The sequence below is a fragment of the Streptosporangium sp. G11 genome, from assembly GCF_051192615.1.
Taxonomy (GTDB): domain Bacteria; phylum Actinomycetota; class Actinomycetes; order Streptosporangiales; family Streptosporangiaceae; genus Streptosporangium.
The window spans coordinates 333961-358627 of the sequence record NZ_JBPJUQ010000003.1; the positions used below are offsets into that span (position 1 = coordinate 333961).

The window sequence follows — 24667 nt, forward strand, 5'->3', positions numbered from 1 at the left end:
TTTGGGGAGGCGGAACAGCGTGGAGATCACGGCACAAGAAGGACTGTTGGGGCCGCTGCTGCTCGCGCGCAGTGCCATCGACCGGTCGGCGGCGCTTCGCGGCGACGCCGAGTGGCTCGAAAGGGCCTGGGCGGACACCATGACCAGGGTCGTGGTCATCGACGACGGGCAGGCGCTGGTCCGGCGCAGCGGCGGAGAGGCCAGGTTGGTCCTGCTGCCCACGGCCGACGCGCCCGACGGAGAGCGCTACCTGCTCGGCGTCGACGCCGAGGGCATCGCCTACTTCGCAGTGGCGGCGCCGCTGGCCGACAGCATCCACACCGGCTCCCTCAACCGGATCGTCCCCCCGCTCGCCCCCTCGGAGCTGGAGGAGGGCCAGACCCTCACCGCGGGGCTCCGCCAGGTGGGGTCGCTGCTGGGGGATCTGGACGCCGGGCTGCTGGTGTACGCGGTCGCCCTGGACGCCTGGCACTCCACCCACGAGTTCTGCCCCCGGTGCGGGAGCGCCACCGAGGTGCGCGCGGGCGGGCACGTGCGCGTCTGTCCCAAGGACAGCAGCCAGCACTTCCCCCGGGTCGACCCCGCGGTGATCATGTTGGTCCACGACGACGATGACAGGTGCCTGCTGGCCAGGGGGCCGCAGTGGCCCGAGGGGCGGTTGTCGGTGCTGGCCGGTTTCGTCGAGCCGGGCGAGTCGCTGGAGCACGCCGTGGCGCGCGAGGTGGCCGAGGAGGTCGGTGTGAGCGTCGCCGAGCCGCGTTACATGGGCAGCCAGCCCTGGCCGTTCCCGCGCAGCCTGATGCTCGGCTTCTTCGCGCGGGCCACGTCGACGGAGTTCGTCCTCGATCACGAGGAGATCGCCGAGGCCCACTGGTTCAGCCGTGCCGAGCTGCTGGCCGCGATGGAGAGCGGCGAGGTGCGCCTGCCTCCCGAGGTGTCGATCGCCCGCAGGCTCATCGAGACCTGGTACGGCGAACCGCTGACCGGCGACTGGTAACCCCGCCCGCCGGCGGAGACCTCCTTCGCCCCCGGCAGGTCGCCGGGGTGAGAGGCCGAGGCCGTTCCGGCATGCGAGAGCCCCGGTGTCCGTGGACGTGGAACCGGGGCTCGGGTGCCTCGCGCGGGTCGTCGGGGACGCCCGCCTCTCATCGCGGAACCGGGGCTCTGACGCCGCCGGGGGCGACTACACGCTCGCGCCCGCCAGGATGCGCTTGACCTCGATCACCGAGGGGTTGGTCCTGACGACCCGGCCCGAGGGGGAGTCGACCACGACGGTCGGTACGACCTGGTTACCGTTGTTGACGCTCATGACGAACGTGGCGGCGTCCGGGTTGCTCTCGATATCGATCTCGTTGTAGGAGATCCCCTCGCGGCTGAGCTGGCTCTTCAGTCGCTTGCAGGGGCCGCACCAGCTCGTGGTGTACACAGTCAGCGCCATGTCGTGAGAAATCCCCTCATGTGATGTCCGGCGCCATTGGCAACAAAGCGAGGGCCGTTCATCTTCCCGATGAGAGCAGCTTCTGCGCGACCCACTGCTGAACCTGCTCCGCCACGCCGGGCAGCCGGTAAAGAGGCGCGCTGTGCTCGATGCCGGGCTCGGTCAGGATCGTCACCGGCACGCCGACCTGGCGCAGGTGCTCCTTGAGCTGCTTGCTGTGCTCCGCCGACACGAACTCGTCCTCCGAGTGCACGGCCAGCACGGGCGCGTCACCGCGGCTCGCGTGCCACGGAACCTCCATGCTCGCCCAGACCCTGGCGCACTTGCCGGTGGGCTCACAGCCCCCGGCGAGCCTGATGGCCGACTCGCGCAGCTTGCGCTTCTCCACGTCGAAGGTGTCGGTGCCCTCGGTGTACGCCGTGAGAGGGGAGATCACCGGGGAGATGCCGACCACGCCGCGCAGGCCGGGCAGGCCGTTCTTGTAGGTACCCGCGGCGGTGGCCAGGTGGCCTCCGGCGGAGAAGCCGACGATCACGTAGTTGTTCGGGTCGAAGGACCACAGCGCCGCGTGCCGCCGCGCGGTGGCGATGGCGTCGAGGGTGTCGGTGCGCTGGGCCGGCCAGAAGGCGTCGGTGGAGAGGCGGTAGTTGATGTTGAAGACGACGTAACCCTGCTCGGCGTAACTCCGGCTTATCTCGGTCATGTACTTCTTGTCGCCCGACGACCACCAGCCGCCGTGGATCAGGAAGACGCCGGGCCGCTTCACCTCGTCGGTCTGGTACCAGACGTCCATGCGCTGGCGGACATACGGGCCGTACGCGACGGTGTTGACGACGGTGCCCTGGGCCAGCGGGTCGGGCTGGGCCGTCGGAGGAGGCGTCGGGTTGCCCCCGCCGTCCCCGCTCGCACCGGTCTTCCGGGCGTAGGTCTTCCCGGTGTCCGCCTTGCCCGTACCGGCCTTCCCGGTTTCGGCCGTGCCGGCACCGGTCCTGGTCTCGGTTGTGTTGGCACCGGTCCTGGACTTGCTCGTGCCCGCGCCGGCCGTGCCGATATCGGCCACCCCCACGCTGGCCCTCGCCGTGCCGTACGTGCTGATGTCCGTCTTGTCCGCGCCGTCCCTCGCCGTACCGGAGGCTTTCCCGGTGTCGGCGTTCGCCGTACCGGACGTGCCGCCAGGCTTGGCTGGAGTCGAAGTCGCGTGTGCGTGTGCGGTCGTGTACACCACCGCGGGACCGATCATCGCCGCCGCCAGGGCGAGCGCACCCACGGTTACCCCAGTTCGCACGGGCCTCTTCCTTCCCCGGAATTGTTCGGACCCCATTGTGGAGTAAAAAGCCCGCTTTGTGCATCTCGGCGAACCACATAGGTTGACGGCGGCATGTTGCCAGAATGACTGATGCTTGGCCAGTGACTGGGAGGATGTTGCCGCCCGGTCCGTTCGACTGCGTGTAAGGAGGCTCCGTGGAGCCCGACAACGTTCTGGCGGCACTGGATCCCGAGCAGCGTGAGGTGGCCGAGGCCGTCCGGGGACCGGTCTGTGTTCTCGCCGGAGCCGGGACCGGCAAGACCCGCGCCATCACCCACCGCATCGCGCACGCGGTCCGCAGCGGGGTGGTCGACGCCCAGGGCGTGCTGGCGGTGACGTTCACCACACGCGCGGCCGGTGAGCTCAGACAGCGGCTGCGGCAGCTCGGCACGCCGGGCGTGCAGGCGCGCACCTTCCACGCCGCCGCGCTGCGCCAGCTCACCTACTTCTGGCCGCGCGTCATCGGCGGCGATCCGCCCAGGGTGATCGAGTCGAAGCTGCCGCTGCTGATCGACGCCTGCCGCTCCCTGCGCAAGAACCAGGACCGTTCCGAACTGCGCGACATCGCCTCCGAGATCGAATGGGCCAAGGTCACCCAGATCGCCCCCGAGGACTACGCGGAGGCCGCCAGGAAGGCGGGCCGCACCTCGCCCGTGCCCGCCGAGGAGGTCTTCCGGCTCTACGAGGCCTACGAGACCCTCCGCCGCGACCGGCACCTGGTCGACTTCGAGACCATCCTGGAGCTCACCGCGGCCGTGATGACCGAGCACCGCGAGGTGGCCTCCCAGATCCGCCAGCAGTACCGCTACTTCGTGGTCGACGAGTACCAGGACGTCAACCCGCTGCAGAAACTGCTGCTCGACACCTGGCTCGGCGGGCGCGACGATCTGTGCGTGGTCGGCGACCCCAACCAGACGATCTACTCCTTCACCGGCGCCACCCCCCGATACCTGACCGGCTTCTCGGTCGAGCACCCCAACGCCACCGTGATCAAGCTGGTCCGCGACTATCGCTCCACCCCCCAGGTCGTCTCCCTGGCCAACCGGGTGCTCGACAGGGCGCGGACCCCGCACAAGCTCGCCCTGATCGCCCAGCGTCCGGACGGCCCCGAACCGGTCTTCGCCGAGTACGACGACGAGACCGCCGAGGCCGAGGGCGTGACGAGGGCGGTGAGGAAGCTCGTCGGCGGCGGCGTGCCGACCCGTGAGATCGCCGTGCTGTTCCGGGTCAACGCCCAGTCCGAGGCGTACGAGCAGGCCTTCGCCAAGGCCGGTCTGCCGTACGTGCTGCGCGGCGCCGACCGCTTCTTCGAACGTCCCGAGGTCCGCCAGGCGGTCGTGCTGCTGCGCGGCGCCGCCCGCTCGGCCGAACCCGGCGACACGCTCGTCTCGACCGTGCACCACATCCTGTCCGGCATCGGGCTCACCCCCGAGGCCCCCGGCGGCGGCAAGGCCCGCGAGAAGTGGGAGTCGCTGAAGGCCCTGGCCGACCTCGCCGAGGACCTCGCCGCCACGGGCGCCGACCTGCCCGCCTTCGTGGCCGAGCTGGAGCGCCGGGCCGGAGAGCAGCACGCGCCGCCGGTCGAGGGGGTCACCCTGGCCTCGCTGCACGCGGCCAAGGGCCTGGAGTGGGACGCGGTCTTCCTCGTCGGCGTCACCGAGGGCATGCTGCCGATCATCTACGCCGAGACGCCCGAGCAGATCGAGGAGGAGCGCCGCCTCCTGTACGTCGGTGTCACCCGCGCCCGCGCCCACCTGGGGCTGTCGTGGGCGCTGGCACGCTCGCCCGGCGGGCGGCGTTCCCGCAAACCCTCCCGCTTCCTGGACGGGCTCACCGGCCGCGCCCCGCAGAAAAGCCGCACCGTCGCCCCGGCCGGGGCGTCCGGGGCGGCCGATCGCCGTCAGGTCGCCGCGCCGATCAGCTGCCGGGTCTGCGGAAAGATCCTGGCCGCCGCCGTGGAACAGAAGCTCGGCAGGTGCGCCGGCTGCCCCGCCGACTACGACGAGGCGCTGCTCGAAGCGCTCAAGTCCTGGCGTACGGGGGTGGCGAAGCACGAGAAGATCCCGCAGTGGGCGATCTTCACCGACGTCACCCTGCAGGCCATCGCCGAACGGGCGCCGCTCTCGGAACAGGACCTGCTGGCGATCACTGGAATCGGACGCGTCAAACTGGATCGTTATGGCGAGGCGGTGCTCGAACTGTGTCGTATCGCTACGAACCGGACGGAGGGCGCGTGAACGAGGCGTTAAAGGAGCTCCTGGACCTGCTCGACCTGGAGCAGATCGAGCTCGACATCTTCAGAGGGCGCAGCCCGGAGGAGCGCATCCAGCGTGTCTTCGGCGGTCAGGTAGCCGCCCAGGCCCTGGTCGCCGCGGGACGGACGGTGCCCGACGACCGCGACGTCCACTCGCTGCACGCCTACTTCATCCGTCCCGGAGACCCGGCCATCCCGATCGTCTACAACGTCGAGCGGGTCCGCGACGGCCGGTCCTTCACCACCCGGCGGGTGGTGGCCGTCCAGCACGGCAAGGCGATTTTCACCATGTCGGCCTCCTTCCACGTGAGGGAGACCGGTGTCGAGCACCAGGCGGCCACGATGCCCCAGGTGGTCGATCCCGAGGGCCTGCCGCTCTTCCAGGACCGGCTGCTCCAGGCGGTGGGGGCGGAGTCGCCGCTGCGTGAGTGGGTGTCGAGGCCGAGGCCGGTGGACGCCCGATATGTGACGCCCCTCACCTGGGAGGCCTACCGTGACCCGGAGCTTCGCGGTTCAAACACCAACGTGTGGTTCCGCTACGACGCGGAACTGCCTGACGACCCGCTGCTGCACGTGGTGCTCGCCGCCTACGCCTCCGATTTCACCCTGGTCGACACCGTGCTGCTGACCCACGGCCTGGCGTGGGGCGCGTCCAACCTCTCCGGTGCGTCGCTGGACCACGCGATGTGGTTCCACCGTCCTTTCCGCGTGGACGAGTGGATGCTCTACGCCCAGGAGTCACCGTGGTCGGGGGCGGCGCGAGGGCTCGCCAAGGGCGAGATGTTCACCCGGTCCGGAGAACTGGCCGTGTCGGTAGTGCAGGAGGCGATGATCCGCGTGAGATAGTCGCAAAGCCGCAGGTAGAAAATATGTTGCCCACTCCCCGGGCCGGGGTTTAGGGTCATGCTCAAGCAAGTCGGACGCTACTGTCCGACGATCCACGAATGGAGGTGAGTCCGCTGTGAGGAACATTCTGATGACGTCCCAGCTGGGGCTCACTTCCGCGCGCCGTAACACCGTTCTGTCTTGCGACAGCCAGACCATCCTCGCCGGCGGCGCGGCAGCTCTGGCTCAGCAGGCCAATCCCGCCCATTTCCAGGTCGAAACCGGCCGTTGGTTCGCTCCGATCGCTCTCCCGGCGATGGACGTCCCGGCTGCTCGGGGCCGAGTGGGCGGCAGCTACGCAGCAACGACCAAGCACATCGGAAACGGTGGACTGCGCGGTCCGCAACCCTGGGGGCATCCTCCGGTCATAACCTGACCGAGGAAAAAGCCTTCAGGCCGCGGATCCGCACCCAGGATCCGCGGCCTTCTTGTTTGTCCGCGTCATTCCTGACCCCCACCCCAAGAGGTAATCGAAGATCAACACCTAGCTGAGAGGTGAAGCAGATGGGGGCCCAGACGGTCATGGACCTGATCGACGAAGCCACAATCCCCTGTCGTACCGACCCCGACCTGTGGTTCGCCGAGTCTCCGGAGGACGTGGAGTTCGCCAAGGCGCTCTGCGGGGGCTGCCCGATCCGTGAGGCCTGCCTGGCCCGCGCGCTGGAGCGCGAGGAGCCGTGGGGCGTCTGGGGCGGCGAGCTTGTCCTGCGGGGGGCCATCGTCCCCCGGAAGCGTCCGCGCGGGCGTCCCCGCAAGAACCCGGTCGCTGCCTGAACAACCCGGTCGCTGCCCGAACCACCGAGAACGCGAACCACCGAGAACCCGAACCACCGAGAACGCGACCGACCACGAGCCGCACGTTTCCGAAAGGACCATTCCGATGAGCTACTTCACCGCCAGAGGCCTCGACCTGTCATCTATGCAAGAAGAGATGGTTCGTGACCGAATACGGACCCTTCACCGCGAGGCGGAGGAGCATCGCAGGGCCGCAGGCCTTCGACGCCTCCAGCGCGCGGAACGCGACGCGGAGCGCGCCTCGGCGCGCCTGCGGAGCGCGATCCTGCGCCTCATCTGATCTGCCTGGTCCGTCTGATTTACCTGGTCTGATCTGTAAGAACCGGCGGCGACGTGTAGAAGACGCACGAGAGACACACGAAGTCGCACGGCAGACAGGAAGTCGCACGGCCAGGCAGACGAAAGAGCGAGACTGACAAGAAGAGCGAGACGAACGAGGGGTGACCCGCTCCGGCGGGCCACCCCTCAAACGTCTCGCCGGGCCCACCGCGTCGCGGGAGGGAAAAGATCCCTCAGACGCTGGTGAGAGTGGGTTCTCCGGAGTCCTCGTCGGAGAACCCGGGGACCCAGCGGACGACCTCCTGGCGGAAGCGGGCGGTGGCGCCGAGCTGGCAGAGGACGCCGACCCCCGCCGCGTGCACGCGGTGGATGAGAACGTACGAGGCGGGCAGGTTGAGCTGGCGCACCACATTGCCGGGACGCAGGTCGGTGGCCGTGGCGGCCTGCCGCTGGAGCCACTCCCTGCTGAACGAGAACTCCTCCACGGCGGTCGGCTCGACGTAGGGGGCGAGGAAGGCCCGCAGGGCTTCGAGGTCGATCTCGATGTGCGGGCGGATGAAGCCCTCATCGCGCAGGCCCTGCACCACGGTCGCCATGTCGCCGTTGTTGAAGATGCGGGTCAGCTTCCCGAAGACCGGTGGGTACCCGTCGGGCATCCGATTGACCGCGCCGAAGTCGAGCACGCACATCCGGCCGTCCTCGACGATCCGGAAGTTGCCCGGATGGGGGTCGGCGTGGAGCATGCCCAGCCGCGCGGGTGAGGAGAACAGGAAACGGACGAGCTGGAGCCCGGCCCGGTCGCGCTCCTCCTGGGTGCCGTCGGTGATGATCCGCGACAGCGGGGTGCCGTCGACCCATTCGGAGACGAGCACCTGCTCGTTGGCGGCGATCACGTCCGGGATCAGGAAGTCGGGATCGTCCTTGAACTCCAGGGCGAAGGCGTGCTGTGCCTCGGCCTCGTGGAGATAGTCGAGCTCCTCGACCACCCGCTCGCGCAACTCGCTCAGGACGGCCTTGATGTCGAGGCCGGGCAGCAGCACCCCGAAGAGCTTGCCGAGCCGGGACAGCTGGGTGAAGTCGGAGAGCAGGGCCTTCCCCGCCCCCGGATACTGGATCTTGACCGCGACCGTCCGGCCGTCGTGCCAGACCGCCTTGTGCACCTGCCCGATGGACGCGGCGGCGGTGGGTTTGTCGTCGAACGACAGGAAGTTCTCCCGCCAGTCGTCGCCCAGCTGCTCAACGAGGACCTTGTGCACGGTCGTCGCGGGAAGCGGCGGAGCCGCGTCCTGGAGTTTGGTCAGGGTCGCGCGGTAGGGGCCGGCGACCTCGGCGGGCAGCGCCGCCTCGAAGATGGACAGCGCCTGGCCGAGCTTCATCGCCCCGCCCTTGAGCTCTCCGAGAACCTTGAAGATCTGCTCGGCGGTGCGTTCCTGGATTTCCTGGGCCACGATCTCGGCGGACTTGCCCCCGATCCGTTTCCCGAGACCAAGAGCAGTGCGACCGGCGAACCCGATCGGCAGGGCCGCCAGCTTGGCGGAGCGCGCAACGGCGCGGCGCGGAAGGTCACTCACCTTTGTTAGCGGCGCATCCACTGGTACAGCGAGACGCCGCTCCCCCCCTTCGCTGTGTGTCCGTCAGCGGCAGGTAGCCGACGCGACCATTGTTAGCGAACCCAACTCGTTTCGGAAGCAACGACATTGAGGATGAACACTCCAGGATCGCCTCTTCCAGCTCCAATCTGGCAATACTTCCGTTGTGCTGTTGGTCACAGCGGGCTCACGGCCGTCGATCACGGCGAGTGCGTGGCCTGTCGCCGACGCCGCCACCAGCGTCGACAGCACCGTGCCACACGCGATTTCTCCCGCGGGGAAGCCGCCCAGCCGGGCGCTGACGACGGGCCAGCCGGGGTCGCGATCCCGTCGGGTCAAATCCAGGCAGTGCAGGCATGTGCTCCGTCCGGGCAGCACCAAAGGGCCGACCGACCCGGAGCCCTCGAAGGCGGCGACCAGCAGGTGGGGGATCTCCCACTCGACGAGCTCCTTGACCAGGAGGCCGTCCAGGGGCATCACCGGCGCGAGCACCGCCAGGTCCGGAGGCCTGGCCCCGTCGGCGAGCTGTGCCGCCCCGTCGCCGGTCCATGCCGTGAGACCGGGCGCGAGCCGTTTGGCCACCGCGACCGCGCCGTCCTGCCTGCTCATTCCCACCTCCGTCCAGCCGAGCCCGCCGGGGACGACATCCTGTCGCCGGGCCGTGCCGGGATCGATGACGCATATCCGGCCGACGCCGGAGGCTGCGAGCAGGCTGACGACCTGCGCGCCCACCCGGCCCGCGCCGTAGACCCGCACCTGGGCCTCTCGCCTGCGCTCCAGCACGGCGAGCCCGCCGTCGATCGTGCCCGGAGTGAGGGAGAGCGCGTCGAGATCCGGCTGGAGCCGGTCACGCTCGGCCATGGCGAGCGCGCGCAGCGGGCCGGGGCCCGCACCCGCGTCGTCCACCACACCACGGCTGACCAGCTGGTCGAGCAGAGTCCGGCCGTGCTCCTCGCCGAGACCCGCCTCGGCGGCGCCGGCCAGCACACCCGCGAGATCTCGCACGCCGTCGAGGCTCTCCACCCAGCGGCGGACCTCAGGTTCGAGATCGGTCAGCACCACCGCGTGGCGGGGGTGCAGGCCGAACTGCAGGGTGCGCCCGTCTCGGGCGACGCGGCGCAGAGCGGGCTTCAGACGCGGTCTCATCGGAGAGCCTTTCTTCCGGGGGGCAGCCTGCGGGTGACAGGGGAGCGAAGAGCAGAGGGAGCAGGTTGCGCAGGGTGGCAGGGGGAGCGGGTGAGCAGGTTGGCCGGCTGGGTGTGCCAGCGTGGCATGGCCCTTCAAGATCCCGGACGCCTTTTCCGTCGCCTGTGGATAACTCCCGCCCTGTGGATAACCCGCCTCCGGAAATCTTTCGCCCTCCCGGATGAGGGCCATTCCGGAAGATGGACTCCTGGGAGACGACATTCCGGGAGACAGCGGGTCGAGGGAACGGTGGGCTGGGAGACGACATTCGGGGAGATGCACTCTGGGAGAGGACATTCCGGGAGATGCACTCCTGGGAGATGGCGGATCGTCAGGGCGAGCCCGGCATGCGGGTCTGGAAGGCGACGGAGGAGAAGACAGGCCCAGGAGGCGGTGACCGGGAGGGGGTGGGTTACGCTCCCCGGCATGGACGAGCTCTTGGTCGACCGGCGTGCCGACGGCGTCGCGGTGCTCACTCTGAACCGCCCCGACCGGCGTAACGCGATGACCGATGGAATGACCGCCAGCTGGCGGCTGGCCGTCGCCGATCTCGCGGCGGACCGCGACCTCAGATGCGTCGTCGTCACCGGAGCGGGAAACGCGTTCTGTTCCGGGGGAGACCTGTCCTGGCTCGCCGAGCGGGCCTCGGAGGGGGTCCCCGCCCTGCGCGAGCGGATGCTCGGCTTCTACCGGACCTGGCTGGCGATCGCCGATCTGGAGGTGCCGACCATCGCCGCCGTCAACGGCGCGGCCGTCGGGGCGGGACTGTGCCTCGCCCTCGCCTGCGACCTGGTCTACGCCGCCGAGGAGGCCAAACTCCTCGCCCCCTTCACCTCGCTCGGCCTGCACCCCGGCATGGCGGCCACCTACCTGCTGCCCAGGGTCGCGGGAGTGGGCGTGGCCAGGGAGATGTTGCTCACGGGGCGGACGTTGACAGGCGCGGAGGCGGCCCCCGCGGGGCTGGTGACCAGGGCCTTTCCCCGGGAGTCGCTGATGGCGGAGGTGATGGGGATCGCGTCGCGCACCGCGGCCAACGCGCCGGTCGCCACCCGGCTCACCAAAGTCGCCCTCGCGGGCGGCGGGCACGCGGACCTCGACGCCGCGCTGCGCTGGGAGTCTCTCGCCCAGCCGGTCACGATGATCTCCGACGACATGCTTGAAGGACTGGCAGCCCAGAGAGAACAGCGGGTCCCGCGATTCGGCAACGCATGAGACGGCTGATATCCAGGTTAATTAGATAAGTCGCGGTCATAGTTGATCACCCGCGCTGAACAATCGGCGAACGGGGATTGACCAGCGGGAACGTGTTCTACCCCCTGGTGTGAATTCGCCATTCTCGGCTACCGTTCATATGTGCCCCCCGAGACAGTCGAGGTCCGCCGCAGTTCTCGCCGCCGGCGGACGGTTTCTGCGTACCGCGACGGCGAGAAAACGATCGTGCTCCTCCCCGCCGGTCTGAGTAGCACCGATGAGGAACAATGGGTGCGCCGTATGCTCGATCGCCTCGCGGCCAAGGAACAGCGCAGACGCCCCTCCGATGACGATCTCCTCGATCGGGCCGTCGATCTGTCGGCCCGCTATCTGGGCGGGGAGGCTGAGCCGTCGAGCGTGCGCTGGGTGGAGAACCAGCAGCACCGCTGGGGCTCGTGCACTCCTGATCACGGAACCATCAGGATCTCCACGCGGCTGCGGGGCATGCCGTCGTGGGTGGTCGACTATGTGATCATGCATGAGCTCGTCCACCTGCTGGTGCCGAGCCACGGCTCACGCTTCTGGGCGCTTGTGGAACGATATCCCAAGGCCGAGCGGGCCAGGGGCTTCCTGGAGGGATTCTCCACGGCGGCTCACGGTTCCGCGGAGGAATGTTGACGGAAGACCGGGTGGTGGCCGTTCTGGTCACTTCCTCCGTGGCGGACGCCGCCCCACCGGGAGTCGACGCCACCGACTTCCTCATGGCCGTCGCCGAAGACGCCTACGAGCTCGTCGCCGGGCTCGACTTCGTCTCCCCTGTCGTGGTGACGAGCGTCCCGGGCATGGAGGAGATCGTCTGGCCGGGCACCCCGGTCGTCGAGATCCCCGATCTTTCGGGGAGCGCCCTGGTCGAGGCCGCCTTCGCGGCCCTGCCGTACGGTGAGCAGGCGGTCCTGCTGAGCGCCGACGCGCCCGACCTGCCCCCGTTGCTCATCGGCAAGCTCTTCCGCGAGCTCGGCCGGGCCAGGATCGCCGTCTGCCCGGACGCCGGGGGCGGCACGGTGGCGTTCGCCGCCCACCTCCCCTATCCCGGCTGGGCCGCGGTGGGCTTCGACGACCTCGACCCGGTCAAGGCACTCCGCGCCTCCGCGCCCGGCAGCCGCATGGTCGCGAGGGGCCCCGGCTGGCATCGCCTGCGCACTCCCGGCGACATCGGCCTCCTCGACCCGGGCCTGGAAGGCTGGGACAACACCCGGGCCCTGCTCTCCCCCTGAGAACCCCTGGGCGATCGAGCGCTCGCCCCGTCAGGGCGGGGGCAGGCGCAGGTCGGCGAAGACGGCCCGGTGGTCGGTGCCGGGAACGGTGTGCACGCTGACCGCGTTCACTCCCACCCGCCGGTCCGCCACGACGTGGTCGATCGTGATCAGCGCCGGGACGCGCTTGTTGACCGGCCAGGTGGGGGTGAGGCCCTCCCCGGCGCTGTCGGCCGCGTCCAGATAGCCGCGGCTCAGGAAACGGCGCATGGCCGCGTGGTCGAGACTGGCGTTGAAGTCGCCCGCGAGGATGCGAATCGTGTCGGGCGCGGCGGAGGGCAGGGCGTCCAGCGCCGCCGTCCAGTCGTAAACCTGCCTGCCCAGCGGCGGGAAGGGATGCACGTCGACGATCTCGACGGGCTTGGCGCCGGGCACGGTCATCAGCGCGGCGGGCATGTTGTGCCCGATCGCCTCGAACAGGTCATTCCTGGGGGTCAGCGGATACCGCGCGTACAGGCCGCTGCCGCCGGCGCTCCACTCCGGCTCCAGCACCTTGTACGGCATGATCTTCTCCAGCCCGGCCGCCTCCAGTTTCTCGACCATTCCCGGGGTCAGCTCCTGGGTGCTGAACACATCCGGGTTCAGCCGCCGGACCAGGTCCATCACGGCGTCGGGCTCGGCGTGCCCGAACAGCGTGTTGAGCGTCAGCACGCGCAGGGGCGTTCCCGTCACGGGATCCCCGGCGCGGAAGGCCCTGGGAAGCACGCTGAGGCCGAGCGCCACGGTGGTGATCAGCGCCACGGCCGTCGCCGCCCGGTTGCGGGTCAGCGCGGACAGCAGCACCGGGACGAGCGAAGCCGCGGCCACGTACGGGGTGCCGGTCATGAGCTGGGTGGTCAGCGAGTCGCGTTCGAGCCCGGCGACCCGGGCCACCGCCCAGGCGGCGAACGGGGTCACCGCGGCCCAGGCGAGGGTTTTGGGAATCCTCCAGCGCCGCCGTCGCCGCGCCGGAGGCATCACCGTTCCCCCGACGCCTCCGGCGCTCCTGTCAGCCACGATGTCCACGCTCACAGTGCCCCGATCCGTTCCGTACAGCTTGACGAGGACGAAGATATCCGGGGAAAGGTGAGACAAGCGTAAAACGGTCCAACGCCCTGGGCCCGTGTCCCGGGCAGGCCGGAACCCGCCGTCGAACCGGGTGAAGCCGAGCGTCCGGTCACGTGGAGCGCAGAACCTCGCGGGCGCGGCGGGCCAGGCGGCGGGTCGCCTCGTCGGAGAGCTCGGGGATCTCCTCCAGCGGGAACCAGCGCAGGTCGAGCGACTCGGCGCTGATCACGGCCTCGACCCCGGCGGGGGCTACGGCGCCGTACTCGACGTCGAGGTGGCTACTGTGCGGCGGATGGCACCAGACCAGGTGCCGGTCGAGCGCCAGCGGGCCCGGCAGCAGCCGCAGGCCCGGGATGCCGGACTCCTCGGTGGCCTCACGCAGCGCGACCGCCTCCAGGGAGGCGTCGCCGCGCTCGCAGTGGCCTCCCATGGGCAGCCACATCCCGGCCTTGGGATGCAGCGTCAGCAGCACCCGCTCGCCGTCGTGGGAGAGCACCGCGGTCGTGGCCGTCAGGTGCCCGGTGACGCACTCGCGCCACATCGCGTCGTCATTGGCGTGGACGTGCTCCAGGAACTCCTTGCGGAGGATCTCCTCGTCCGCCGTGGGCGCGATCCACCCTGTGAGCACGTCCTTCGCGTCGGCGCGCAGGCTCACGCGCCGCCGTCCCCGCCACCGTCGTCCTTGCGGCCCTTCCCGCCGTCGCCCTCCTCGCCCGGGACGGCCGGAGGCTCCTCACGCAGGGTCCCCTCCAGGGACGACAGGTCGAGCTCGGGCTCGCCCCGTACGAACCCCTCGGGATTGTCGAGGTCGTCGGCGGTGGGCATCAGGTCGGGGTGGTTCCAGACCGCGTCGCGGCCGTCGACGCCCCGGTCGGCCTGCAGGGCCTGCCACAGGGCGGCGGCCTCGCGCAGGCGGCGGGGCCTGAGTTCGAGGCCGACGAGCGTGGCGAAGGTCTGCTCGGCGGGGCCGCCGGTCGCCCTGCGGCGGCGTACGGTCTCCGACAGCGCGGTCGCCGAGGGGAGCTTGCCGTCCGCGGCGCCGTCCACGACGGTGCCGACCCAGCCCTCGACCAGGGCGAGCATGGTCTCCAGCCGGGACAGGGCGGCCTTCTGCCGCTCGGTCTCCTCGGGCTTGAGCAGGTTGCCGCCGCTCAGCGCCTGCTGGAGCTGCTCGGGGTTGTTGATGTCGAGCCCGCGGAGCTGCTCCTCCAGTGCGGACGCGTCCACCGTGATGCCCCTGGCGTACTCCTCCACGGCTCCGAGCAGGTGCGCGCGCAGCCACGGCACGTGCTGGAACAGCCGGTGGTGGGCCGCCTCGCGCAGGGCGAGGTAGAGGCGGATCTCCTCGGCCGGGGTCTCCAGACCCTGGCTGAACGCCGCGACGCCGCCGGGCAGCAGGGCGGCGTTGTCCGACAGCGGCAGGCCGATGTCGGTGGAGCCGATCACTTCGAGGGCGAGCGAGCCGATGGCCTGGCCGATCTGCTGGCCGACCATCATGCCGCCCATCTGCTTCATCATCCCCATCAGCGGCCCGGCCATGGCCTGGGCCTCCGCGGGCAGACCGGTGGCGCCGAGCGTGCCGCTCATGGTCTCGACCATGCGGGCGGCGATCGGATCACAGAGCTTCTGCCAGACCGGGACGGTCTTCTCGATCCACTCGGAACGGCTCCACGCCTGGGGGTTGCTCACCCCGCTCGGCAGGGATGTGGCCTCGTTGAGCCATAGATCGGCCAGATTCAGGGCGTCGACGATCTGGCGCCGCTCGCCTTCCATGACGCTTGGATCGCCCTCGGCGACCACCACGTGCCGTGCGATGTTCTTCGCCATGTCCCAGTTGACGGGACCTGAGGTCGGCGGAGCGGAGAGCATGTCGGCGAACTGGCGCATTGCCGCTGCGATCTGCTCCGGGTTGCCGAACATGGCGAACGGATTCTCGTTGGGGTCGTTTTCCCGACCTGGCAAGTCAGTCACCGCTCTACCTCGTGCAGGATGGAGGAGTCCACATCCGCCACGTTATCCGTCGCATGGCGGGTCAGTGCAAAGTGAGGACCTGGTGCCTACCTCGAAACGCTCCCGCCCCCCCGTCGTCGCCGTCACCGGCGCCGCCTCGGGCCTAGGCCGTGCCTTCCTCGCGAAGGTCGCCTCGTCTGCGGATTTCCGCAGGGTCGTGGCCATCGACGAGCAGCGGGGTGACGTTCCCGACGTCACCTGGCGGGTCCTCGATGTCCGAGATCCGCTCTTGGCGAACCGCATATCTGATATTGACGTGCTCGTGCATCTGGCGGCCGACTACGCGCTAGACGCCGACCCGGCGGAGCGGCGCGCCTACAATCTGCGAGCGGCCCAGACGGTGCTCACCGCCAGCGCCGCCGCACGGGTGCGGCGGGTCGTGCTGGTCACCAGCGCCATGGTGTACGGCGCCGTCCCCGACAACCCCGTCCCGCTGCCGGAGGGGTCGGCGGTCGCCGCCGAGCCCGACACGGGCATGGTCGGCGACCATCTGGAGATCGAGGCGCTGGCCCGGCGCTCCCTGCGCAGCCATCCCGGTCTCGGCGTGACCGTGGTTCGGCCCGCCGCTCTGGTGGGTCCCGGCGTCGACAGCGTGGTGACCCGGCACTTCGAGGCGCCCCGGCTGCTGACCGTCAAGGGATGCGCCCCCTGCTGGCAGTTCTGCCACGTCGATGACCTTGTCTCGGCCCTTGAGATGGCGGCGCTCGGCACGGTCTCGGGGGTGGTGGCCGTCGGCGGCGAGGGCTGGCTGGAGCAGGAGCAGGTGGAGGAGATCTCCGGGCTGCGCAGCCTGGAGCTGCCCGCCGGGCTGACCTTCGGCACCGCTCAGCGCCTGCACCGCCTCGGCATCACCCCGGCCCCGGCCGCCGACCTGCACTACGTCGTCTACCCGTGGGTGGTCGACTGCACCGCGTTGCGCGAGGCGGGCTGGAAGCCGGTGTGGACCAACGAGGCCTCCTTCGAGCAACTCCTGGAGTTGCGCGAGGGCAAGCACGCCGTCGTGGGCCGCCGCCTGTCGGGCAAGGAGGCCACGATCACCGCGGCCGGAGCCACCGTCGCCGTCCTCGGCACCGCGGCGATCGTCCACGCCGCCCGCAAGAAGCGCCGCACCTGACGATCACGTGGTCCGCGTGGTGTGCGCGGTGCGTGTGGTGTGTAAGAGGGCGTACGGCCTCGCGCGACCCCCATGGGGCACGGAGGACGAAGGCCGAGGGGATTCTCACGGCGACCGGGGACCCGCCCCGGAGGGGTACGCGGCCGGGAGGCGTTTTTCCCGGGCGGTACGCTTTGCGGCGTGGATGTCATCCGGTTGCTCGATATTCGCGACAGCGCGCTCTCCGTCGACGAGGTGCTCGCCGCCGTCGGTGATCACGCCGCGGGCGGCACGACCGTCTTCGTCGGCACGGTGCGCGAACAGGACCATGGCAAACCGGTCACGAGCCTTTCCTACTCGGCGCACCCGAGCGCCCTGGACGAGCTCCGCCGGGTGGCCGAGAAGATCGCCACCGACTTCCCCGTGACCGCCCTGGCCGCCGTCCACCGGGTCGGCGACCTGAGGCTGGGCGACGTCGCGGTCGTCGTGGCGGTCGCCACGCCCCACCGGGGCGAGGCGTTCGAGGCCTCCCGCAGGCTGATCGACGACCTCAAGAGCCAGGTCCCCATCTGGAAGAACCAGCTTTTCACCGACGGCTCCTCCGAGTGGGTCGGGGCCTGCGAGTGAGATCGGCCGTCGGGTGCGCGGCCGTCGGCGCGGCGGGGTCCGGGTGCGGTTTCATGACCTGTCGTACGGCATAGGCTTTGTCCATGTCCCGACGAGCGCTGACCCTCATGGTGGCGGGTTTTCTCACGCTCATGTTCGCGCTGGTCGGCGCCCTGCTGCCGGTGCCGTACGTCGTGCTGAGCCCCGGGCCGACCGAGAACACCATCGGTGAGGTCGACGGCAAGCCGGTGATCAGCGTCGAGGGGCGCCAGACGTATCCGACGGAAGGCAAGCTCAGCCTCGTCACCGTCGCCTACCAGGGCGGTCCCGGCACCAGAATCGACCTTTTCAGCGCGCTCAGGGGATGGATCGATCCCACCATCGCGGTCGTGCCCGAGGAGACGATCTTCCCTCCGGCCACCACCGCGAAGGAGGTCGAGGAGCAGAACACCCAGGAGATGACAAACTCCCAGGACGACGCGACCGCGGCGGCGCTGACGGAGTTGAAGATCCCCTACAGCTCGGTCGTGACCGTGGCCTCCACGGAGAAGGGTCTGCCCGCCGACGGGAAGTTCAAGACCGGCGACGAGATCGTCTCGGTGGACGGCGCGCCCGTGTCCGACCGCGAGGCGGTCTCCGCCTCCGTCCGCAGGCACAAGGCGGGTGAGCAGGTCAGTTTCGTCGTCAACCGGGGCGCCCAGAGCGTGACCGTCGCCGTCCCGACCGTCGCGAGCAAGGACGGCATGCCCATCGTGGGCATCACCATGCGGGTCGGCTACAAGTTCCCCTTCCAGGTCAAGATCAACGTCGGTGACGTCGGCGGGCCGAGCGCGGGGATGATGTTCTCCCTGGGCATCGTCGACAAACTCACCCCCGGGTCGATGACCGGCGGCAGATCCATCGCCGGGACCGGGACGATCACCGCGGAGGGCGCCGTCGGCCCGATCGGCGGCATCCAGCAGAAGATGGTCGGCGCGAGGAAGGCCGGGGCGACGGTCTTCCTGACCCCCGCCGACAACTGCGCCGAGGCGGCCAAGGCGATCCCGGCGGGCCTCAGGCTGGTCAAGGTCGCGACCCTGCGCGATGCCGTCCAGGCGGTCGACGCGATCCGCACCGGCTCGGGTTCCGTGCCGGCCTGCCGGGCCGGCTGACCCGGGAGCCGGAAAGCGGGAAGCGGCGCCCGACCGGACGGCGAGAAGCCTGGAAAGCGGGGCAGGGCGCCTGCGGACGGTGAGAGAAGCCCGAAAAGCAGGGCGCGAAGCCTGATTCACGTAAAAGATGTGGCTTTCCGGTCCCGGGCCTTGTCGCGGGGCACTCATCAGGGCTCCCGTACGTTGGACCCGTGGACCCGAAACCAGCGGGCGTTGTGGCCGGACCGTGCCCGAAAGGCCGAACGCGACCCAACTCCCGCCGGTGTAGGTTGCCAGACACGGACCGTGCTCTTACGACAAGGGGTTGGCCTTGAGCTTCCGGACCCCCGGAGCCGGCAGGGCAATGCGCTTGCCCCGCCGGCCACGACTGCTACTTCCCGTTGCGATCGCACTGGTCGCGATAGTCGCGTTATTCTTCCTTTTTGCCGGTATTTTTACTGATTACCTTTGGTACGAATCGGTCGACTACACGGCCGTCTTCTCCGGTGTGGTCGTCACGCAGATCCTGTTGTTCGCCGTCGGCGCACTGCTGATGGTCGGGATCGTCGGCGGCAACATGCTGATGGCGTACCGCATGCGGCCGATGTTCGGTCCGGGGATGTTCGGCGGCGCCAGCGGCGCCGACCGATATCGGATGGCCCTCGACCCGCACCGCAAGCTGATCTTCCTGATCGGCGTGGCGGTGCTCGGCCTGTTCTCGGGATCGTCTTTCTCCGGTCAGTGGAAGACCTGGCTGGAGTTCATCAACGCCACGCCGTTCGGTGAGACCGACCCGCAGTTCAAGATGGACATCTCCTTCTTCATGTTCACCTATCCGTTCATCCGGATGGTGCTGAACTTCCTGTTCGTCGCGGTGGTGCTCTCCGCCATGCTGGCGGCGATCGTGCACTATCTGTACGGCGGGTTCCGACTTCAGTCACCCGGCGTGCACGCCTCACGCGGCGCCAGGGCGCACCTGTCGGTGCTGCTCGGCGTCTTCGTGCTGCTGAAGGCGATCGCCTACTGGGTCGACCGGTACGGGTTGGTCTTCTCCGACCGGGGATTCCGGCACGGGGCCTCCTACACCGACGTCAACGCGGTGCTTCCCGCGAAGAGCATCCTGGCGATCATCGCCCTGATCTGCGCGGTCCTGTTCTTCGCCGGGGTCGTGCGATCCGGCGGCATGCTGCCCGGCGTCGGCTTCGGCCTGCTGGTGCTCTCGGCCATCCTGATCGGCGGGGTCTACCCGGCCCTGGTCGAGCAGTTCCAGGTCAAGCCGAACCAGCAGGGCAAGGAGCAGGAATACATCAAGCGCAACATCGACGCGACCCGAAAAGCCTACGGCGTCAACGACGCCGAGGTGATCGACTACACGGCTCAGGGCGACCCGAGCAAGGTCAACGTCACCGCCGACAGCTCGATCTCCGGCGTGCGCCTGCTCGACCCCAGCCTGGTCGCCAAGACCTACCAGCAGAAGCAGCGAATCCGCGGTTACTACGACTTCCACGAGCCGCTCGACGTCGACCGCTACCCCGACTCGAACGGCACGCTGCGCGACACCGTCGTGGCCGTGCGAGAGCTCACGGGGCCGCCGGCGGAGCAGAACAACTGGATCAACCGGCACCTCGTCTACACCCACGGCAACGGCTTCGTGGCGGCGCCCGGCAACGAGGTCGACTCCGAGGGCCTGCCCAACTTCGACGCCAAGGACATGCCGGTCACCGGCGCCCTGGTGGACCGGACGAAGCTGAAGGAGTCGCGGATCTACTTCGGCGAGGCACCCGGCTCGACCGCGTACGTCGTCGTCGGCGGGACCGGCCAGCAGAAGCAGGAGCTCGACTACCCCGAGAGCGGCGGTACCGGCCAGAAGAACACCACCTACGACGGCAAGGGCGGGGTCCCGGTCGGATCCTTCCTCAACCGGATGCTCTACGCCGCCAAGTACGGCGAGATCAACCTGCTGCTGTCGGGTGACGTCAACACGAACTCCAAGATCCTTTATGAGCGCAACCCGCAGGAGCGGATCGCCAAGGTGGCGCCGTTCCTGAGCCTGGACGACAACCCCTACCCGGCCATCGTCGGCGGCAGGGTGGTCTGGATCGCCGACGCGTACACCACGTCCAATGCCTACCCGTACTCCCAGAGCAAGAGCCTGGAGGCGATGACGCGCGACACCATCACCGACCCGCGCCAGGTGGTCCCGCAGCCGCGCGACCAGATCAACTACATGCGCAACTCGGTGAAGGCCATGGTCGACGCCTACGACGGCACCGTCAGCCTGTACGCCTGGGACGAGAAGGATCCCATCCTGCAGACCTGGCGCAAGGCCTTCCCCGGCGTCATCAAGCCGCAGACGGAGATGTCGACCGAGCTCAGGCAGCACCTTCGCTACCCGGAGAAGCTGTTCAAGGTCCAGCGTGACGTGCTTTCCCAGTACCACATCTCCGACCCGAACGCCTTCTACAGCGGCCAGGACTTCTGGAACGTCCCGAACGACCCGTCGTCCGGCGACCGCGACACCAAGCAGCCGCCGTACTACCTGTCGGTCAAGATGCCGAAGACCACAGCGCCCTCGTTCTCCCTGACCACCACGTTCGTGCCGCGCCAGGGTCCCAACCTGGCCGCGTTCATGGCCGTGGACGCCACCCCGGGAACCGACTACGGGAAGCTGCGCATCCTGCGCATGCCGTCCAACACCACGATCCCCGGGCCCGGCCAGGTTCAGAACAACTTCCAGAACAAGTTCTCCGGCGAGCTCAACCTGCTCGGACTCGGCCAGGCGAAGGTCCGCTACGGCAACCTGCTGACCCTGCCGTTCGCCGACGGCCTGGTCTACGTCGAACCGGTCTACGTGGAGATCGCGGCCGCCTCCGGCCAGGAGCCGTACCCGATCCTCCGCCGCGTCCTGGTCGCCTACGGCAGCAAGGTCGGTTCGGCCGACACGCTCAAGGGCGCGCTGGAGCAGGTCTTCGGCAACGGCACTCAGACGGTGCCGCAGCAGGAGACCAAGCCTGGTGAGGCCAAACCGGAGGAGGCCAAGCCAGCCACCGCGCTGGCCCAGGCCATCGACGAGGCGCAGAAGGCGTACGACAAGGCGCAGAAGGCCCTCCAGGCCAACCCGCCGAACTGGACCGACTACGGCAACGCCCAGAAGGAGCTCCAGGCGGCGCTGTCGAAGCTGAAGGGCACCGAGGCGACGACGAGCCCCACGCCCACCCCGTCGCCCTCGCCGTCGGGGTCCCCGGCGCCGTCGGCGACACCGTCGGCCACACCGGTCCCATCGGCCACACCGACGCCCGCACCGAATCCCTAGAGACCTCGGGGGAGCCCAGCGCCATTCGATTCGCGTCCACCACCAAAGCCGGGTATGGTTAAGACATACACCGACGCGGGGTGGAGCAGCTCGGTAGCTCGCTGGGCTCATAACCCAGAGGTCGCAGGTTCAAATCCTGTCCCCGCTACAAAAGAAGGCCCCGGTCGCCGGAAACGGCGACCGGGGCCTTTTGTGTTGCCCTTCCTTCGAAGAACTCCCTCGGAAGGCCGGTTACGCGTCTCGCGGGAGTGTCGCCTACGCCGACGGGTGTAGAGCATCCACCGCCCACGGTCTGACGACTCACCACGTGTCCGGGACGACCCTTGACCCGTACGGGAGACGGCGGGCGTTTCATCCGCCTCTTCCGCCGATTCCAGACTTGAGTCGAGCGGTGAAAGGCAGATGAAATGCACACGGATCCCACATCCGGCGACGCCTCGACCCCCGAAAGCAAGGCCACTCCCGTCCCCGAGTCCGGCCGAGCCGGTCGCGGGTCCAGGACACGGGCCGTACTCGGGGTTGTCCTGGCCCTACAGGTGCTTGTCATCGTCCTGCAGGGCCTGACCGCAGGGCAGCTCCTCGGAGGCGTCACAGGCGCCCTGAGCCTGCACGGCACGGGCGCCCTGCCCGTCCACGCGCTCGGACTCGTCCAGCTGGTGACCGCGGTCCTGCTCTGGCGCCCCGGCCGTGGCCCCGGCTGGCCCGCACTCGCCAGCCTCGCCCTCTTCGTCGGCGGCTTCGCGCAGTCGATGACCGGCGGCGGGGGCATCACCGTCATCCACGTGCCTCTTGCCCTCGGGCTCATCGCCCTCACCGTGGCCATGCTGACCTGGGCGATCACACCGCGACCCGGGTCCCCGCGGGCGGGATAGCGCGAGCGGGCCACCCCGCGTTCCCGCGCCGATTTGCAGCCGGAGGGGGATTCCGGATATTGTTCAAACACACACCGACGCGGGGTGGAGCAGTTCGGTAGCTCGCTGGGCTCATAACCCAGAGGTCGCAGGTTCAAATCCTGTCCCCGCTACCAATCGAAAGGCCCTGATCTCCCAGGAGATCAGGGCCTTTCGCATTTCCGACAATCAGGAATTCGTCTTCCTGCGCTCGAACCGCTGGCCGGGGCATCACACCCTCGTACGCGCGGGGCGGGTGGGGAGGTACCGGCGAACGGTCGAAAGGGGCCGAGCCGGGCGTCCGGGAGATGGCGAAGCGTTGAGAGAAGTACTTCGTGGGAGTTCTTCGAAGGAGGTACTTCGAGGGCTACGGAGTCCGAAGGGTGCCGAGTCCGAGAGGTAGCGTGCCGCTGTGGCCGAAACGTCCGAACCCGTCCTGCGCTGGCGCGTGCGCCGCGACCTCCTCGTCATGAAGATCGTCGCCGCGCTCGCCTTCGCGGTGCTCACGGTGTTGACCCTCGGAGACCCCCGGGGCGCGATCCTCGCGGGTGCCGCGTCCGCGGTGCTGACGGTGCTGGCGGTGCGTGACGTCCTCGCTCCGGTACGGCTGACCGCCGATGGCGAGGGCCTCATCGTGGTGAGGGGCTTCGCCGGATCCGAACGGGTGCCGTGGAGATCCGTCGAGCGCATCCGGGTGGACACGCGGACCCGTTTCACCTCGCGTACGGAACTCCTGGAGATCGACACGGGGGAGGGCATCCACCTCCTCAGCCGGTTCGATCTGGGGGTGCCGTGCCGGCAGGTGGCCGACGAGCTCCGCTCGTTCCGGACGGGTTCATAGGCCGTCCGGGCTTCGGAGGCCGGTGGCCGCGGGCCTCCGTTCCCGGGGTGCCCGCGGCCGCGTCTTCGGGCTCCGGTCCAGGACCCCTCCGGTCCAGGACCCCTCCGGTCCAGGGCCCGGTGCCGGTCGGCGGCTGACGGGCCCTGGACCGCGACGGCGTTCCTCAGGCTCTGACCCTCACCCGGCGATGTCTCGGGACGAAACCGGGCTTGGTGCGGCGTACCAGCAGGCGTGCCTTGTAAAGAGCCCAGCAGGTGAGGAAGGCCCCGAAGGAGACCTGCCCGAGCCACGTCCACATCGAGGTCTCGACGGCCGCGAACATCACTACACCGGTCCAGACAAAGCCGAAGGCGCCCACCAGGGTCGCCGCAGCCCAATTCAGCCCTCGCTGCAACATGCCTGGAGTCTTACAGATCTTGGTTCAAGCCCAGGTCAATGACGCGGAACGCCTCATCGTGGGAGGCTACGGCTTGTGCCGGCACACCTCCGCGCGCGAGACCCGCCGGCGTGCATCGGGGTCGCTCCGAGAGGATTCTCCTCAAGACAGGCCAGCAGTGCCGCCGCGGTGTGGGCGTCGCCGAGGATCCGGTTCACCTCGTCCTCGGATGTCGGGAGCTGGCCGCGCTTGGCGAGCTCGTCGGTGAGGAAGGTCAACGGCTCGGGGTAGCCGGCCGCCTCCGCGGCGACCGTCGCCCGAGCCGCGGTAAGGAGACGCAGATAGTAGGCGCGGAGGGTCGCCTCTCTCATGCGTGCGTCTTCAAGGTCGTTCAGCAGAGACCTGGCAACCCTCAGTAGGTCACCTGGACGGTCGGCCTCCGCGTCGATGTGCGCGCGGATGTCGTCGAACTCCGAGCGGGTCATGGTGCTCACCTCCACGGCGGAGTCAGGATCCTGACCCTCGCGCCTACTTCGTATCCAGAGTCGATTGCGATTGGCTTGACGTCTGGTTGCGCGCTTCGACTTCCTATGACTGTTTGGGACGCGCGAAGCTCCGGGATGGTTGGCAAGTTGTCTCTGTGACGTGAGAGTCCTGGTAGTGTTCTTTTCGCAGGGCAGCGAAGTCGCAGGTTTAAACCTCCTGAGACGGACGAGTTGCCCAGCAAACCCTCTCTCTGATCCCGACAAAACGGGCATGTCTGCACGATTGGACATCGGCCGGATGTGGGAGTAAATTAGAGGGGTTGCCCTGGAAACGGGGTGGTCGCAATCCTAGCGGGTTCGGCGGGTTCGAGTCGATGGTCGAAAATCCGACAGTTTGACACGAAACCGGCACTCCTGATAAGATAGTGACACGAAAATGGAACGCCCCGGAGTTCGGGTCGGCCGATCTGGCCGGTCAGGGTGATGGTGTACGCGTCCGTTTCTTGAGAACTCAACAGTGTGTTAAAAGCCAGTGCATGATGCACAACCCCGTTCAACCCACCTTTTGGGGTGGGGGACGGATTCCTTTGGTTGAACATCCACTGCGTTCCTTTTTCCGCCTTGTGTGGTGGTGGGGGATG

General features: G+C 68.9%; 24 protein-coding genes and 2 tRNA genes. 17 read left to right on the forward strand and 9 right to left on the reverse strand.

The genetic code is table 11. The features are described from left to right. Nucleotides 1–19: 19 nt before the first annotated feature. A complete protein-coding gene (gene nudC, locus ACSDR0_RS05210) occupies nt 20–997 on the forward strand; it encodes an NAD(+) diphosphatase (protein ID WP_435287570.1) in 978 nt (325 codons plus the stop codon). A gap of 186 nt (nt 998–1183) precedes the next feature. On the opposite strand, the gene ACSDR0_RS05215 is transcribed toward nudC, so the two are convergent. Both ACSDR0_RS05215 and ACSDR0_RS05220 read right to left on the reverse strand, forming a co-directional pair. Next, complete coding sequence (locus tag ACSDR0_RS05215; RefSeq protein ID WP_435287571.1) at nt 1184–1438, reverse strand: glutaredoxin domain-containing protein; 255 nt, start codon at nt 1436–1438, stop codon at nt 1184–1186. Nucleotides 1439–1496: 58 nt separating this feature from the next. Next, nucleotides 1497–2723 carry an alpha/beta hydrolase fold domain-containing protein gene (locus ACSDR0_RS05220; protein ID WP_435287572.1) on the reverse strand — a complete coding sequence of 409 codons (1227 nt, stop codon included), beginning with the start codon at nt 2721–2723 and terminating at the stop codon, nt 1497–1499. 176 nt (nt 2724–2899) lie between these two features. Between ACSDR0_RS05220 and ACSDR0_RS05225 the strand changes: the two genes are divergently transcribed. The 5 genes from ACSDR0_RS05225 (at nt 2900) to ACSDR0_RS05245 (ending at nt 6958) form a co-directional block, all read left to right on the forward strand. Further along, nucleotides 2900–4981 (forward strand): ATP-dependent DNA helicase UvrD2, encoded by a 2082-nt coding sequence (locus ACSDR0_RS05225; protein WP_435287573.1) that lies wholly within the window; start codon nt 2900–2902, stop codon nt 4979–4981. Continuing rightward, nucleotides 4978–5844: an acyl-CoA thioesterase II gene (tesB, locus tag ACSDR0_RS05230; RefSeq protein WP_435287574.1), complete on the forward strand. Its 867-nt coding sequence runs from the start codon at nt 4978–4980 to the stop codon at nt 5842–5844. Before ACSDR0_RS05225 ends, tesB begins: the two co-directional genes overlap by 4 nt. Nucleotides 5845–5974: 130 nt before the next feature. Continuing rightward, the gene (locus ACSDR0_RS05235; RefSeq protein WP_435287575.1) at nt 5975–6259 is read left to right on the forward strand and encodes a hypothetical protein; all 285 of its coding nucleotides are present in this window, start codon (nt 5975–5977) and stop codon (nt 6257–6259) included. 128 nt (nt 6260–6387) lie between these two features. Next, complete coding sequence (locus ACSDR0_RS05240) at nt 6388–6657, forward strand: WhiB family transcriptional regulator (RefSeq protein WP_329085648.1); 270 nt, start codon at nt 6388–6390, stop codon at nt 6655–6657. A gap of 106 nt (nt 6658–6763) precedes the next feature. Next, nucleotides 6764–6958 carry a hypothetical protein gene (locus ACSDR0_RS05245; RefSeq protein WP_435287576.1) on the forward strand — a complete coding sequence of 65 codons (195 nt, stop codon included), beginning with the start codon at nt 6764–6766 and terminating at the stop codon, nt 6956–6958. A gap of 232 nt (nt 6959–7190) precedes the next feature. On the opposite strand, the gene ACSDR0_RS05250 is transcribed toward ACSDR0_RS05245, so the two are convergent. After that, nucleotides 7191–8528: an ABC1 kinase family protein gene (locus tag ACSDR0_RS05250; protein ID WP_435287577.1), complete on the reverse strand. Its 1338-nt coding sequence runs from the start codon at nt 8526–8528 to the stop codon at nt 7191–7193. Nucleotides 8529–8591: 63 nt separating this feature from the next. Further along, nucleotides 8592–9692: a ThiF family adenylyltransferase gene (locus ACSDR0_RS05255; protein ID WP_435287578.1), complete on the reverse strand. Its 1101-nt coding sequence runs from the start codon at nt 9690–9692 to the stop codon at nt 8592–8594. 465 nt (nt 9693–10157) lie between these two features. Here ACSDR0_RS05255 and ACSDR0_RS05260 point away from each other — a divergent pair, with 465 nt between their 5' ends. From ACSDR0_RS05260 to ACSDR0_RS05270, 3 genes are all read left to right on the forward strand, one after another. Beyond that, on the forward strand, nt 10158–10943 hold the full coding sequence (locus ACSDR0_RS05260; RefSeq protein WP_435287579.1) for an enoyl-CoA hydratase/isomerase family protein: 786 nt from the start codon (nt 10158–10160) through the stop codon (nt 10941–10943). Between the two features lie 141 nt (nt 10944–11084). Beyond that, nucleotides 11085–11600, forward strand: coding sequence for a M48 metallopeptidase family protein (locus ACSDR0_RS05265; protein ID WP_435287580.1), 516 nt, complete (start codon nt 11085–11087; stop codon nt 11598–11600). Further along, complete coding sequence (locus ACSDR0_RS05270) at nt 11594–12196, forward strand: DUF2064 domain-containing protein (RefSeq protein ID WP_435287581.1); 603 nt, start codon at nt 11594–11596, stop codon at nt 12194–12196. Before ACSDR0_RS05265 ends, ACSDR0_RS05270 begins: the two co-directional genes overlap by 7 nt. Before the next feature lie 30 nt (nt 12197–12226). Here ACSDR0_RS05270 and ACSDR0_RS05275 read toward each other — a convergent pair whose 3' ends face one another. From ACSDR0_RS05275 to ACSDR0_RS05285, 3 genes are all read right to left on the reverse strand, one after another. Next, nucleotides 12227–13231: an endonuclease/exonuclease/phosphatase family protein gene (locus tag ACSDR0_RS05275; protein ID WP_435287582.1), complete on the reverse strand. Its 1005-nt coding sequence runs from the start codon at nt 13229–13231 to the stop codon at nt 12227–12229. 160 nt (nt 13232–13391) lie between these two features. Further along, entirely contained in the window at nt 13392–13937 is a 546-nt protein-coding gene (locus tag ACSDR0_RS05280; RefSeq protein WP_435287583.1) for an NUDIX hydrolase, read from the reverse strand. Further along, nucleotides 13934–15253, reverse strand: a complete 1320-nt coding sequence (locus ACSDR0_RS05285) for a zinc-dependent metalloprotease (protein ID WP_435287584.1) — start codon at nt 15251–15253, stop codon at nt 13934–13936. The genes ACSDR0_RS05280 and ACSDR0_RS05285 overlap by 4 nt, the downstream gene beginning before the upstream one ends. A gap of 79 nt (nt 15254–15332) precedes the next feature. On the opposite strand from ACSDR0_RS05285, the gene ACSDR0_RS05290 reads away from it, so the two are divergent. The 8 genes from ACSDR0_RS05290 (at nt 15333) to ACSDR0_RS05325 (ending at nt 23165) form a co-directional block, all read left to right on the forward strand. Further along, nucleotides 15333–16406: an NAD-dependent epimerase/dehydratase family protein gene (locus ACSDR0_RS05290; RefSeq protein WP_435287600.1), complete on the forward strand. Its 1074-nt coding sequence runs from the start codon at nt 15333–15335 to the stop codon at nt 16404–16406. A 180-nt stretch (nt 16407–16586) separates the two neighbouring features. Then, entirely contained in the window at nt 16587–17012 is a 426-nt protein-coding gene (locus tag ACSDR0_RS05295; protein WP_435287585.1) for a molybdenum cofactor biosynthesis protein MoaE, read from the forward strand. 83 nt (nt 17013–17095) lie between these two features. Further along, nucleotides 17096–18142 carry a YlbL family protein gene (locus ACSDR0_RS05300; protein ID WP_435287586.1) on the forward strand — a complete coding sequence of 349 codons (1047 nt, stop codon included), beginning with the start codon at nt 17096–17098 and terminating at the stop codon, nt 18140–18142. 343 nt (nt 18143–18485) lie between these two features. Further along, the gene (locus ACSDR0_RS05305; RefSeq protein ID WP_435287587.1) at nt 18486–21434 is read left to right on the forward strand and encodes a UPF0182 family membrane protein; all 2949 of its coding nucleotides are present in this window, start codon (nt 18486–18488) and stop codon (nt 21432–21434) included. Nucleotides 21435–21508: 74 nt separating this feature from the next. Further along, a tRNA-Met gene (locus tag ACSDR0_RS05310) sits at nt 21509–21582 on the forward strand. A gap of 388 nt (nt 21583–21970) precedes the next feature. Continuing rightward, nucleotides 21971–22306, forward strand: coding sequence for a hypothetical protein (locus ACSDR0_RS05315; RefSeq protein ID WP_435287588.1), 336 nt, complete (start codon nt 21971–21973; stop codon nt 22304–22306). A 78-nt stretch (nt 22307–22384) separates the two neighbouring features. Next, nucleotides 22385–22461, forward strand: a tRNA-Met gene (locus ACSDR0_RS05320). Between the two features lie 275 nt (nt 22462–22736). Continuing rightward, nucleotides 22737–23165 (forward strand): PH domain-containing protein, encoded by a 429-nt coding sequence (locus tag ACSDR0_RS05325; protein ID WP_435287589.1) that lies wholly within the window; start codon nt 22737–22739, stop codon nt 23163–23165. 163 nt (nt 23166–23328) lie between these two features. Here ACSDR0_RS05325 and ACSDR0_RS05330 read toward each other — a convergent pair whose 3' ends face one another. Together ACSDR0_RS05330 and ACSDR0_RS05335 are read right to left on the reverse strand one after the other, a co-directional pair. Beyond that, nucleotides 23329–23562, reverse strand: coding sequence for a hypothetical protein (locus ACSDR0_RS05330; protein WP_435287590.1), 234 nt, complete (start codon nt 23560–23562; stop codon nt 23329–23331). A gap of 53 nt (nt 23563–23615) precedes the next feature. Beyond that, entirely contained in the window at nt 23616–24026 is a 411-nt protein-coding gene (locus ACSDR0_RS05335) for a hypothetical protein (RefSeq protein WP_435287591.1), read from the reverse strand. Nucleotides 24027–24667 lie beyond the last annotated feature (641 nt).

Bases quoted from the DNA above. Each gene is read 5' to 3' on its own strand.
- ACSDR0_RS05215 (WP_435287571.1), bottom strand. From the start codon at position 1,438: ATGGCGCTGACTGTGTACACCACGAGCTGGTGCGGCCCCTGCAAGCGA.
- ACSDR0_RS05235 (WP_435287575.1), top strand. From the start codon at position 5,975: ATGACGTCCCAGCTGGGGCTCACTTCCGCGCGCCGTAACACCGTTCTG.
- ACSDR0_RS05240 (WP_329085648.1), top strand. From the start codon at position 6,388: ATGGGGGCCCAGACGGTCATGGACCTGATCGACGAAGCCACAATCCCC.
- ACSDR0_RS05245 (WP_435287576.1), top strand. From the start codon at position 6,764: ATGAGCTACTTCACCGCCAGAGGCCTCGACCTGTCATCTATGCAAGAA.
- ACSDR0_RS05255 (WP_435287578.1), bottom strand. From the start codon at position 9,692: ATGAGACCGCGTCTGAAGCCCGCTCTGCGCCGCGTCGCCCGAGACGGG.
- ACSDR0_RS05260 (WP_435287579.1), top strand. From the start codon at position 10,158: ATGGACGAGCTCTTGGTCGACCGGCGTGCCGACGGCGTCGCGGTGCTC.
- ACSDR0_RS05270 (WP_435287581.1), top strand. From the start codon at position 11,594: ATGTTGACGGAAGACCGGGTGGTGGCCGTTCTGGTCACTTCCTCCGTG.
- ACSDR0_RS05300 (WP_435287586.1), top strand. From the start codon at position 17,096: ATGTCCCGACGAGCGCTGACCCTCATGGTGGCGGGTTTTCTCACGCTC.
- ACSDR0_RS05305 (WP_435287587.1), top strand. From the start codon at position 18,486: ATGCGCTTGCCCCGCCGGCCACGACTGCTACTTCCCGTTGCGATCGCA.
- ACSDR0_RS05330 (WP_435287590.1), bottom strand. From the start codon at position 23,562: ATGTTGCAGCGAGGGCTGAATTGGGCTGCGGCGACCCTGGTGGGCGCC.
- ACSDR0_RS05335 (WP_435287591.1), bottom strand. From the start codon at position 24,026: ATGACCCGCTCGGAGTTCGACGACATCCGCGCGCACATCGACGCGGAG.